Source organism: Rhizobium sp. P44RR-XXIV (genome assembly GCF_001999485.2).
Taxonomy (GTDB): domain Bacteria; phylum Pseudomonadota; class Alphaproteobacteria; order Rhizobiales; family Rhizobiaceae; genus Rhizobium.
Window position 1 is genome coordinate 87033 of sequence record NZ_MPVZ02000021.1, and the last position, 11711, is coordinate 98743.

Here is an 11711-nt window from a genome sequence, read left to right on the forward strand (position 1 = left end):
TCGTCCGTGGCGTGCCGAAAGCTGGCTCCACGAGAGCAGGTAGTCCTCACTGGGCCTACGGGTCCACGGGGAACCTTGCTCCCGAACTTTGACGCTCCGTTGGGCCTTATCGAGCGATGTCACTTCTGGCAATGTCTTCGGCGCCGACCGGCTGAAAACAGTGGCACCCAGATGCGTTCAGACTGCCAACATCGTGCGGATCATCGTTACCACTTCATCGGATATATAGGGCTTGGGCATAAAGGGCGAGCCTTTTGGAAGCGTCTCTGCTCCCGGGAAGCGGTGACCGGATGTCACGATGATCTTTATCGGCGGCCAGCGGTCTCGAACGAAGCCGGCGAGCCGAATGCCGTCCATCATGCCCGGCATATCCACGTCTGTGAATACGAGCGAAACTTCAGGATGTTGTTCAATGATTCTTATCGCATCGTCGGCGGAGCCTGCCTCCAACACAACAAACCCCTCATCCTCCAACTCTGCGGAGATCGACAACCGAAGAAGGGGCTCGTCCTCGACAACGAGCACGACTACAGGCTCCGTGGGCATTTGCTGCTCGCTTCTTTAGAGGATGCTCCCGAGATATAGCGCGAGCTGTTATGTCATTTGACATAGCTATGCCTCTATCCTGGAAAATCCAGTGGCGACCATCACAGTTACGATCGGTAGCGTCACTTTCATCAGCGCCCTATGGCTCACGTCTTTTTAACGATGTACCGGCGCCGGTCGAGCGAGCAGTTTTTGAACAGATAAAGCGCTATTGAAATAGTGCAGCGTGCCACACATTGACACACGCAAAGTTCCATGAGACGAGCCAGTCATGGCCAAACGTCTCACACGCAATTTCTCGCTGACCCCGGAGCTTGAGGGGTTCATTTCCGAATGCCTGTCGTCAGGTGACTACGGCAATGCCAGTGAGGTCGTTCGATCAGGGCTGCGCTTGCTTCGCGACGGTGCCAAACCTGCGGCACCACTTACAGCAGCATGGCCAATCGGAGGCGGGGCATGCGGAAAGATCATCCGCGAAAAGGACTGGTCGAAGACTGCGCTTGGGCCAACGAGCGGCTGGTCCGTCGAGCTCCGCACCACGGTTGCCAACATCGTCAATTCGCCGGTTGCGAAAGTGCTGATGTGGGGACCCGGCCATGTAATGGTGTACAACGACACCTACGCCAGGATCGCGGGAGAAAAACATCCTGATGCTCTCGGCAGCAATGTCGCGGAAGTCTGGTCAGAAATCTGGGACTGGAACCGCGAAATGATCGAGGCCGGCCTTCGCGGCGAGCTGCGTTCCTATCACGATCAAAGCATGATGCTCATCCGAGATGGGCGGTCCGAGGAATTTATCTTCGATCTCTTCTACACGCCTGTTTATGAGGCCGACGGTAAAATCGGCGGCGTGATGTGCACGGTCGTCGACAACAGCGACCGCGTCGCGATGGAAAAGCGGGTCAATGACAGCGAAGGCCAACTCCGCCGCGTGACCGATGCTGTGCCGATGCTGATATCATATGTCGACCGTCAGCATGTTTATCGCTTCGCAAATCATGCCTACGAGGCGTGGTTCGGGATGAAGGCGGATGACATGATCGGTAAACACATCGCCGCAGTAATTGGTCAGGGGCCATACGAAAACCGGCGGCCTGACATTGATCGCGCATTGGCTGGTGAAGTCGTGACAGGCGAGGCCGACATGCCGGTGAAGGGCGGCGCGCCGCGTCGTCTCGAAATTCGTTACGTACCGCATGTCGAAGCGGACGGATCAGTCCCGGGCGTCTACATCCTTGGCATAGATATCGAAGATCGTGCTGTGCGCGAAGCCGAGCTCGAAATGAGCAATAGCCGCTTTCGCACGGCTATGAACGCGGTGCATGGCGTTCTCTGGACGAACAGCGCGGATGGCAGAATGGTCGGCGAGCAGCCGGGCTGGGCAGCACTCACCGGTCAGACGTTCGATCAATATCAAGGTTTCGGTTGGGCGCTAGCCGTGCATCCGGATGACATGGATGCCTCAGTCGCGACCTGGAACGCGGCTGTCGAAGCCAAATCCATGTATCTGCATGAGCACCGCGTCCGCCGACACGATGGCGCCTGGCGCCAGTTCGCTATCCGCGCATTGCCGATCATCAGTTCCAAGGGCGATATCGTCGAATGGGTGGGCGTGCATACTGACATTACGCACCAGCGTGCAGCCGAGGCGGCGTTGCGCGATCAAGCGGAAGCGCTTGCGCGCCAGGTTCGTCACCGGGAGCGGGCCGAAGAGCAGCTCAAGCAGCTGAATGAAAATCTTGAGGCGCGGGTGATCTCCGAAATCGCCGAGCGCCGCCAGGCGGAAGTGAAGCTGGCGCAAGCTCAAAAGATGGAAACAGTCGGGAAACTGACCGGCGGCGTCGCGCATGACTTTAACAACCTACTCCAGGTGGTCAGCGGCAATCTGCAACTCCTATCGAAGGAGGTCGCCGGGAACCAACGCGCCGAGGCTAAAATCGCGAACGCCATGGCCGGCGTCTCGCGAGGTTCAAAACTCGCCAGCCAACTGCTTGCCTTCGGGCGACGCCAAGCACTCGAACCCAAAGTTGTCAATATCAGCCGTTTCGTCCGTGACATGGATGACATGATCCGCCGCGCGATCGGTGAAGCCATCGAGGTCGAGACGGTTGTTGGAGGAGGACTTTGGAATACCTTCATCGATCCTACACAGATCGAAAATGCTCTCCTTAACCTCGCGATCAACGCACGCGATGCCATGGAAGGGCGAGGCAAGCTCACCATCGAGCTGTCAAACGCGCATCTCGACGATACCTATGCGCGCACACATGACGAGGTCACCTCCGGTCAATACGTGATGATGGCGGTGACCGATACCGGTTCCGGCATGACGCCGGAGATCATCGATAAGGTGTTTGAGCCATTCTTTTCCACGAAGGCGGAAGGCAAGGGCTCCGGTCTTGGGCTGTCAATGGTTTACGGCTTTGTCAAACAGTCGGGCGGCCATGTGAAAATTTACTCGGAAGTCGGCCACGGCACGACGATCAAGCTCTATCTGCCGCGCGCAATGGAAGCGGAAGATATCGAGGTTACCGTCGACAATGGGCCGATCGTCGGGGGCACGGAAACTGTTCTCGTCGTAGAGGATGACGCGCAAGTCCGCGAAACCGTCATTGCGATGCTGAGCGACCTTGGATATCGCACGCTGAAGGCGGTCGATGCATCGAGCGCGCTGACGGTGATCGACAGCGGCATTCCGATCGATATCCTGTTCACCGACGTCGTGATGCCAGGTACGCTGAAGAGCCCCGAACTTGCCCGCAAGGCGAAAGAACGGCTGCCGAACATCGCCGTGCTGTTTACGTCTGGCTACACCGAGAACTCGATCGTTCACGGAGGCAGGCTGGATGCAGGGGTCGAGCTGTTGTCGAAGCCCTATACCCGTGAGGCGCTGGCTCGAAAATTCCGGCATGTTCTGGCCAATCAAGCTCAGCGCGAAAATCCAAAGTCAACGATCCTCCCACCAGAAGCACTGCCAAAGCTGAACACGCCGGTGATGTCCGCCGAGAGCGCAGCGGCGGCGACTGCGGAAAAAGTCGGACGCGTGACGGTATTGCTGGTCGAGGACGATGTGCTCATCCGCATCAATACCGCCGAGATGCTGCAGGATGCCGGACTGATTGTCGTGGAAGCGGGAAGCGCGGAGGAAGCCAAGGCGGCGCTGCAGACGATGCCAGTCGATATCCTCATGACCGACCTCAATCTCCCGGGCGCATCAGGATTAGAGCTGGCGGCTGAGGCCAGGGCTCTTAACCCGTCAACGACGATCATATTCGCCACCGGGGACCCGTCTGCGGTCCGTCGTGAGGCAGGTGCAATCGTGTTGGCGAAACCCTACAACGCCGCGAAACTCGCTGATGCCCTAGCCAGTACCGGGGCATATCGGTTTGCAGAAGGAAACCCGGCACGCAGCGGCGCCGGCGAAGCGGAAGAAGTATAGGTGCAGCGAGCGCTCCCGAGCCTGAAAACGACCTTGTGGTGGGACTTGCTTGCGGCGCCGTGACGTTGGCCGCCCATACTGGTAGTAAAAGTAATGCGCGGATGAAAACCACGGGGCGATGAATTGGACTTCATGAAAATGCCGAAGTCGCTCGAAGAACTGCTCAACGAGCTGGTGTCCTGGCTGCTGTTTTATCCGATAACCATGTGGCGCTCGGTCTCAAGGCCACTCAACATGATGCGCTACGCCGATACCTAACTCGCCGACAGGCCGGAAGACAAGTACGAAGATACTCTGAGCCCGCCACTGTTCCTGCTGATCACGCTTCTGCTTTCCCAGGGCCTGTCCGGATTGCTTCCATCAGTCTTTGATCCCGCCGAGGCTGCCAGGCAGCTCGGGTCCGGATCAAACCTTCTCATCGCAAGAGGGGTGATCTTTGGCGTCTACCCGCTTTCGATGTCGGTCACGTTGCTTCGATGGAAGCAGGTCGGAATTACCCGAGACACGCTTCGACCGCCGTTCTTCAGCCAGTGCTATGTGGCAGCACCCTTCGCGTTCCCCTTTCTGCTCGGCATTGATTTCTTCAGCATGCCACTGGAAATGGGAATTCTGCCCGGCGTTATCGCTGTCGCAGTCGCCTTGGTGTGGTACGCACAGGCGCAGATCCGCTGGTTCACGCGAGATCTGGAGATCAGCGCAATCAAAGCGACGATTACCTTCATCGGGGCGTTCATGATCGCTACGGTCGCCGCGCTGTCGGTTGCCGTGATGATCAATCTCGATGCGCAAAGTTTTGTTCCCGGGGCAATTTGATTTGTCGGACTTGCCAAACGTGCAGGAAAGATGAATGCGGGTATTGTGGTGCAGCCTCGGAACGGGTCTCAGCGCTTGTCGGCATGCAATCCGACAAGCTCGTCCGTTGTCAGCATGCTTGGTTGTGCCAGAATGAATGCAACTAAAGAATGTAAGTAAAAGTATTTCAAAACTAATCGTTGACGCGGCGCGTTTGTTCCCCTATTGATACGACATCGATCTTTTGCTTGCCGAGCTTTGTTCACCGCGCGATTGGCACCGTGCTCTAAGCGAACTTCTCTTTCAAAAATAGTCGGTTTTTACCTGCGTGGCATCCGCTCCGCAATTCCTCACTCTATGCTTTGAAAGGGTTCATCATGACCACTGGCACAGTAAAATGGTTCAATTCCACCAAGGGCTTCGGTTTTATCCAGCCTGACAACGGCGGCGCTGACGCCTTCGTTCACATTTCTGCCGTTGAGCGCGCCGGAATGCGCGAACTCATCGAAGGCCAGAAAATCGGCTTTGAACTCGAGCGCGACATGAAGTCGGGCAAGATGTCGGCCACCAATCTTCAGGCTGCCTAAGGATATCCGCTTCCCTTTGACCACGGATGTACTGGCACTGCCGGGAGCGATTATCAGTGTGGGGCCAGGCATTACGCCTGGCCTTTTTCGTTTTGGCCTCATGGCCAACATCGAGGAAATTCATGACAGAGACATACAGTAAATCCCGCCGGCAGGCCGAGGCGGCTTTCGGCAATCTCCAGACTGAGTTCTTTGCCAAGAACAATGCGGCGGAAGAGCTCCAATCCGTGGCCCAGGCACGTGATGCCAAAACTGTCAGGCTGCGCGAAGCGCGGCTGGCCAAGGAGCAAGCCGACCGGATCTCCGCAACATCGGCGCTGCTCGCCAAACGATCCAAGGCCAGCTGATCATCCCGAATACCCACATCAGGATAAAAATTTGAAACACGCCAGAGACAACGAACTCACCGACCGACGCTCCGCTGCTGCGGACGCAAAGGCAGCTCTTCTCACAGCCTACCGCGCAGCAAAGACCGCGGCAGAGCCATCCCAAGCCGCAAGACAGGCGGAACGCATCTCACTTGTTGAAGCCCGAGAAGCGCGCCGTGCGGAACGGGAACGACTGAAAGTCGAGGAGCGTACCCGCCTTGACACTCTTGCTGCCCAAGAGCAGGCAGCCATCGCGGCAGCAGCGACAGCCGAGATCGAGGCGCGACGGTCGGCGGAAAATGCCCGGATATCGCGCGTCATCGAAGACGAGGCCGCCCGCAAGGCTGAACGCGACAGGCGCTACGCTGCCCGCAAAGCCCGGCAGGCTTAAAATCCAAGTGCCCATCTTCTCGGAGATGCGGCCGTGGAACAGATTAGGGCGTGATATAAAGTCGCGCTCGAACTTACTCATTCCTTGGGAGCCTTTGATGGCACCGGACACGAACGAGCTGCAGGCAATCAATACCGCCTGGCAGATAGCGATCCAGGAAATCCTGCGCATGGTCATTCGTGACATGTACCATGGCGCTGGCGAAGAGGCCTTCAGCGCCCATATCAAGCGGATCGAAGAAGCGGCTGTCGACAGCATCCAGACCGACTTGAGGCTTCGCGGCACCAGCGAATGGACGGAAATGCTGGTCAAGGAACGGGCCAGCATTTTCGTGACGACACTGTTGACGTCTTTTACCTACGACGGTGCCTGACAGCAGTAGACGCTGATCGAAGCGCTCGTCTGCATCTCAGGCGCGCCTCGCTCAAACTTTTTGATGGTTTGGGAGGTTGATCTGTCAGGCACCTGCCTAAATCACTCCAACGTCACAGTGAAAGCCGAGCAGTCGGGCATGGATGAACACAGCGCAGAACGCCTCGCAGCCATCGTCGAGTCTTCTTTCGACGCGATCATCAGTAAAGATCTTTCAGGCACGATCGTCAGCTGGAACAAGGCGGCCGAACGCATGTTCGGCTATCCGGAGACTGAGGTGGTCGGACAGCCGATCTATCTTATCATCCCCGACGACAAACGGGATGAGGAGGCGGATATCCTGCGCCGGCTGAAGCTGGGGGAGCGGATCGAGCCGTTCCAGACGACCCGACGCCATCGAGACGGGCAGATTGTCCCGATTTCGATCACTATTTCTCCAATCAAAAGCGGGGCCGGTAGACTCATTGGTGCATCGAGCATCGCCCGGGATATCTCGGAGACACGCGAAAGCGATCGCCGGCTTCGCCTTTTGATGCGGGAAATCAATCATCGCGTCAAAAATCAGTATGCTGTCGTGCTTGCCGTTATCAGGCAAACGGCGACACGCTCCCGCTCAATCGAGGAATTCGAGAAGCGGGTTCGCGAACGGGTCATGGCGCTCTCTCATTCTCACGATCTTCTGTCGCAGGTCGAATGGGCCGGCGTCAGCCTTGCTGATCTCGTCTCGCATCAACTCCAGCCATTTGAAGTTTTCCAACCAGTCCAGGCCCTCGGCCCGAAGTTGATACTCGACGCCAATGCCGTCCTCAATCTCGGTATGGCCTTCCACGAACTGATCATGAATGCGATGCGCTTCGGCGTGACCGATAACGGCGGCATTTCCGTGACGTGGGGCCTGACGCACGGCGACAACGGGGACACTTTCGAACTCCTCTGGTCCGAGCCCGCGGTTGCTTATGCTGATATACTCGCACAGGAGGAAGGCTTTGGCGCTCTCGTTCTATCGCGGCTGGTGCCGTCCGCTCTGTCCGGTCAAGCGAAATGGACTTTCACGGAGGGGCGCATCGTCTGGAAGCTGACGGCACCACTTGCACGCATCCAGATCGGGCTTGGCTCTGCCGTTTCGTTATGACGAAATCGGACCAAGGGCCTTCTTCGCAAGATTGTGCGTTGGTTCGTTGACCAAGAGCATCGGAGAGATCCGCGCGTCTCATTGGCCTGCTGCCGGTTTTTCGGACACCGAGTTAGGCTAATCCTACCTTGATTTCAAATTCCATCGGGCTGAGATAGCCCAGTATCGAATGCCGTCGCTTCGGATTGTAGAAGCGTTCAACGTAGTCGAACACGTCTGCCTTAGCATCATCCCTGGTCCTATAGACCTTGCGAGCTGTCCTTTCCGTTTTGAGTGATGAGAAGCAGCTTTCCATCGCGGCATTGTCCCAAACGTTGCCGGATCGGCTCATCGAGCATGTGATGCCGTGATCGGCCATGAGACGCTGGAACTGCTCGCTGGTGTACTGGCTACCCTGGTCCGAATGGTGGAGAAGCGCATCTGGCTTGCCTCTGCGCCAGATGGCCATGATCAGCGCATCTGTGACGAGCTGGGCCGTCATGTTGGCGCTCATTGACCAGCCAACGACACGGCGCGAGAACAGGTCGATGACGACAGCCTGTGTTTCGGCGTGGAATATTGGCTCTGACGCACATTTGCTGCTGTGCAGGTCTACGACGCACCGATCAACCGCGCCTGCAGGAGATCGAGTTTTGCTCTTCCGTACATCTGGCGCTTAATGAGCTTTAAGCGTGTGATCTGTCCTTCCGTTTGCCCATTTGACCACGGTGATATGATTGCATTCCTGACGGCGTCGAGGTCTTTTTCGACGCCGCCGGCAAACGATCCGACCAAGCTGTCCTTAGCGGCTTCCAACCACTCGTCGAGCTTCCGCGCTGTCTTCGAGCGGATCATGGACTGGAAATCACCAATGGCCGTACGGGCGACCACAAGGTCCGGGACGTTCACTTCGATCGCCGCCACCAGGATCGCTTCGGATTTTGCAAGGTCGTCGCGCGCGGTGGTCATGAGCCGTGCGATAACCCGTGCGGACGGCGTTCTGGCGAGCCCGCTCTGATTGGCCTTTTCCGCAAGACGTCGGCGTTGAGCCCATTGCGATACGACACCACTCTGTCCCACAAAGCCCTTCGTCTTCATCTCACGCCAGAGTGCCGAAGCGTTCCGTGCCCCTTCTTCCCAGCGGCTGTTGAGCCAAGGCGACCAGCTATCCAGAGAACTTGGCCGCGTTCGGAACACGTCGAGACGCTGCCCCCTTAAAATGTCGCGAACGAGCTTCCGGCTATGGCCGGTTTGCCGCACAATCTGCCGAATTGATGTTCCCTTTTTCGACAGCTCCCGAACCGCCTCGTTCGTTTCCTGGCGGCGTAGATACCCCTCATACTGCAGCTTCTCGGCGTAGGTCAGAAGCTTTGGATCAACGACACTGCTGCCGACCGCCTGCCTGATCTGTCGCATCGACTTGCCGACAGCGTCGAGGAAGGCCCGGCTGGAATTCTCCATTAGGTGCCAGCGATCAGCAACCTGCTCAGCATTGGGCAATGCCTTCGCAATAGCCTCACCATAGCCGCCGCCCCGATCGCGAGCGACGGTGGAGATCGACTGATGCCCGGCAAGCCACGCTCGAGACGTATCCAACGCTCGATCCTGTAGCAGGGTGACGGGCTTCCGCCGCTCCAGATCGCAGACGATCGTTCCATAGGTTTGGCCCCGCCGGAAAGCAAAATCATCAATGCCGATGACGGTGAGTTCATCATCCTGGTCGGCAACACGGCGGCGAACCACCCGCAGCAGTGTGTCATTGCTCACTGGTACCATCAGACGATTGGCAAAGGCCGCCGCCGGTCTGCCACCGAGCGCCAAACCAAGATGGTGAACAATGGTCTCCAGCCGCTGGGTGCGCCGACCGTAACGTGCGAGCACGCCACTATCGAACTGTTCGCAGAAGATACGCCGACCGCACAGAACGGCATCGCACCAGAACCGACGCGTCACGATCGCCAGCTCAACTCGACGACCGCCAAACGGCAGGTCAGCGGGCCGACGCAGATATCGGCTTTGAACTCGTCGGCTCTGTCGACCACAGGCTGGACACGTTCCGGAGAGGGCGCGCGATCGCAGCCGAACTTGCACACGCTCTTCGATAATCGTCACATCATCAACTGCAAAACCGGACGGAGCGAGGCTCGCCCGTTGAAATCGTTGCTGCATAGCTGATCCTCCGATGAACCAGCAGAAGCATCATCCTCAACAGCAGCAAATGTGAGTCAGAGCCCAATTTTGACCCCCCACCTGTTTCGTCTGACCATCCGTCTTTTGCTGACGGATGGAGGGGGAGTTGAAGCGAGTGGATACGATTGCGCGTGTTCGTCGAGCCTTCCATGTTCAGGGCTGGTCGGTGAAGAAGATCGTTCGGGAGCTGCATGTGTCCCGCAACACGGTGCGCAAGATTCTGCATTCCGATGATACTGACTTTTCCTACGAGCGAGAACGCCAGCCGCTACCGAAGACCGGGGCTTGGAAAGCCGAGATCGAGCGCTTCCTGGCCGCGAACGAAGGCAAGCCACCTCGCGAGCGACTGACGCTGATCCGGATTTACGAAGAGCTTCGGGCACTGGGTTACGACGGTAGTTACGATGCGATCCGCCGCTATGCGAAGGGATGGTCAAAGGACCGGGGTGCCGTGACGGCCGAGGCCTACGTGCCGCTCTATTATGCGCCCGGCGAGGCTTATCAGTTCGACTGGAGCCATGAGATCGTTCTGATCCAGGGCGTGACGACGACGGTGAAGGTTGCGCATGTCCGGCTCTGCCACAGCCGGATGATGTTCGCGCGGGCCTATATGCGTGAAAGCCAGGAGATGGTCTTCGACGCCCACGACAAGGCCTTCGACTTCTTCCGTGGCACCTGCACGCGCGGCATCTATGACAATCTAAGGACGCCTCCCGGGCGAGGTGAACATTTGGCGGCACTCGGCATTGGATGCGTGAATCTATCCGGCCTATCGCTGGAGCTATCACGCTCCTGGCCTTGATGGAGTCCGCTACTTCTGTCCTTATAACATGATCGACCTTTTTGGCCTTGTCGTAGATCAGGATCCGAAGCTGCGGTCCGTGCCGTTACGCCATCAGTTCTTACCTCGCATTCATCATCGCCTTATAGGCAATGATTGGCAAATAACTATTGTGCGGCATAGCGCTCCTGTCGCGTGAGCAAGGCCCATGCTACCCGTGCGGTCTTGTTGGCAAGCGCCACGATTGCTTTATTAAATCCCCGGCGAGCGACTAGCTCTTTCAGCCACTGCGATCGGCGATCGTCGTGACTGGCAAGTCGGCTGATGACTGCGCGTGCACCATGGATCATCTGGCGACGTAGATAATGGTTCGCTCGGCGGCCAATTCCACCAAGCCGTGGTTTGCCGCCAGTCGAGTATTGTCGCGGGACCAGTCCGATCCAAGCCGCCAGCTCTCGTCCGGATTTGAAGTGACGTCCGTCCTCAACGCTAGCAACCAGTGCCGTTGCAATGATTGGACCGACGCCTGGCAGTTCGGACAAGTGGCGGCAATCTTCTCGCTCGCGGCAAATCTCGGTAATCTTCCTGTCGAGCCTGGCAACTCGGTCATTCACATCGGTGAGTTGGTCGAGGAGTTCGAGGAATAGCTCGCGCCCGAGATCGGAGAGAGCCGCATTCTCGATAGCCGAGGGTGCCTGGGATGCAAAGCGCCACGGTCCTTGCGGCAAAACGATTCCATATTCGGCGAGAAGGCCTCGAGCGTGGTTGATCAGCGACGTACGCTGTACGATCAGACGCTCTCTAATTCTATGCAGCGACTGAAGGTCTTGCTGTGCGGTGGACTTCACCGGTACGAACCGCATGGTTGGACGTGTCGCAGCTTCATAAATTGCCGCAGCATCTACGGCGTCGTTTTTGGAGCCGCGAACGAAGGGCTTCACAAAGCGAGGGTTGATGAGCAGCACCTCTCGCGCATTATCTTTGAATTCCCGCCCCCAGTGATGCGCACTGGCGCACGCTTCCATAGCAATAGTCTTTGGAGCGAGTGCGTTAACAGTCTCGGCCAACTTCGATCTGCTGACCTTGCGCGACAAAATAGCGCCATCTGCACCAATGCTGTGCAGATGAAACGAC

At 57.6% G+C, this 11711-nt stretch carries 10 protein-coding genes and 3 pseudogenes; 9 read left to right on the top strand and 4 right to left on the bottom strand.

What is annotated here, in order from left to right:
• Positions 1-177 precede the first annotated feature (177 nt).
• Positions 178-546 carry a response regulator gene (locus BSK43_RS01585; protein ID WP_068391549.1) on the bottom strand — a complete coding sequence of 123 codons (369 nt, stop codon included), beginning with the start codon at positions 544-546 and terminating at the stop codon, positions 178-180.
• Positions 547-817: 271 nt separating this feature from the next.
• Between BSK43_RS01585 and BSK43_RS01590 the strand changes: the two genes are divergently transcribed.
• From BSK43_RS01590 to BSK43_RS01620, 8 genes are all read left to right on the top strand, one after another.
• The gene (locus BSK43_RS01590) at positions 818-3985 is read left to right on the top strand and encodes a type II toxin-antitoxin system ParD family antitoxin (RefSeq protein WP_068391546.1); all 3168 of its coding nucleotides are present in this window, start codon (positions 818-820) and stop codon (positions 3983-3985) included.
• 132 nt (positions 3986-4117) lie between these two features.
• Complete coding sequence (locus BSK43_RS35945; RefSeq protein ID WP_275507236.1) at positions 4118-4243, top strand: hypothetical protein; 126 nt, start codon at positions 4118-4120, stop codon at positions 4241-4243.
• 171 nt (positions 4244-4414) lie between these two features.
• A complete protein-coding gene (locus BSK43_RS35525) occupies positions 4415-4798 on the top strand; it encodes a hypothetical protein (protein WP_244509905.1) in 384 nt (127 codons plus the stop codon).
• Between the two features lie 356 nt (positions 4799-5154).
• The gene (locus BSK43_RS01600; RefSeq protein ID WP_068391543.1) at positions 5155-5364 is read left to right on the top strand and encodes a cold-shock protein; all 210 of its coding nucleotides are present in this window, start codon (positions 5155-5157) and stop codon (positions 5362-5364) included.
• A gap of 122 nt (positions 5365-5486) precedes the next feature.
• Positions 5487-5711, top strand: coding sequence for a hypothetical protein (locus BSK43_RS01605; RefSeq protein ID WP_068391540.1), 225 nt, complete (start codon positions 5487-5489; stop codon positions 5709-5711).
• A 31-nt stretch (positions 5712-5742) separates the two neighbouring features.
• Positions 5743-6123, top strand: a complete 381-nt coding sequence (locus BSK43_RS01610) for a DUF6481 family protein (protein ID WP_077472900.1) — start codon at positions 5743-5745, stop codon at positions 6121-6123.
• A 97-nt stretch (positions 6124-6220) separates the two neighbouring features.
• Entirely contained in the window at positions 6221-6496 is a 276-nt protein-coding gene (locus BSK43_RS01615) for a hypothetical protein (protein ID WP_068391535.1), read from the top strand.
• A gap of 138 nt (positions 6497-6634) precedes the next feature.
• Positions 6635-7627, top strand: coding sequence for a PAS domain S-box protein (locus BSK43_RS01620; protein WP_068391599.1), 993 nt, complete (start codon positions 6635-6637; stop codon positions 7625-7627).
• Between the two features lie 112 nt (positions 7628-7739).
• On the opposite strand, the pseudogene BSK43_RS01625 reads toward BSK43_RS01620, so the two are convergent.
• Positions 7740-8159 (bottom strand): annotated as a pseudogene (locus tag BSK43_RS01625) (IS3 family transposase); the annotation flags it as partial.
• A 59-nt stretch (positions 8160-8218) separates the two neighbouring features.
• The gene (locus tag BSK43_RS01630; RefSeq protein WP_077473006.1) at positions 8219-9775 is read right to left on the bottom strand and encodes an ISL3 family transposase; all 1557 of its coding nucleotides are present in this window, start codon (positions 9773-9775) and stop codon (positions 8219-8221) included.
• A gap of 127 nt (positions 9776-9902) precedes the next feature.
• On the opposite strand from BSK43_RS01630, the pseudogene istA reads away from it, so the two are divergent.
• Positions 9903-10505: pseudogene (gene istA / locus BSK43_RS01635) on the top strand (IS21 family transposase); the annotation flags it as partial.
• 193 nt (positions 10506-10698) lie between these two features.
• On the opposite strand, the pseudogene BSK43_RS01640 reads toward istA, so the two are convergent.
• A pseudogene (locus tag BSK43_RS01640) lies at positions 10699-11674 on the bottom strand (IS110 family transposase).
• Between the last annotated feature and the right edge of the window lie 37 nt (positions 11675-11711).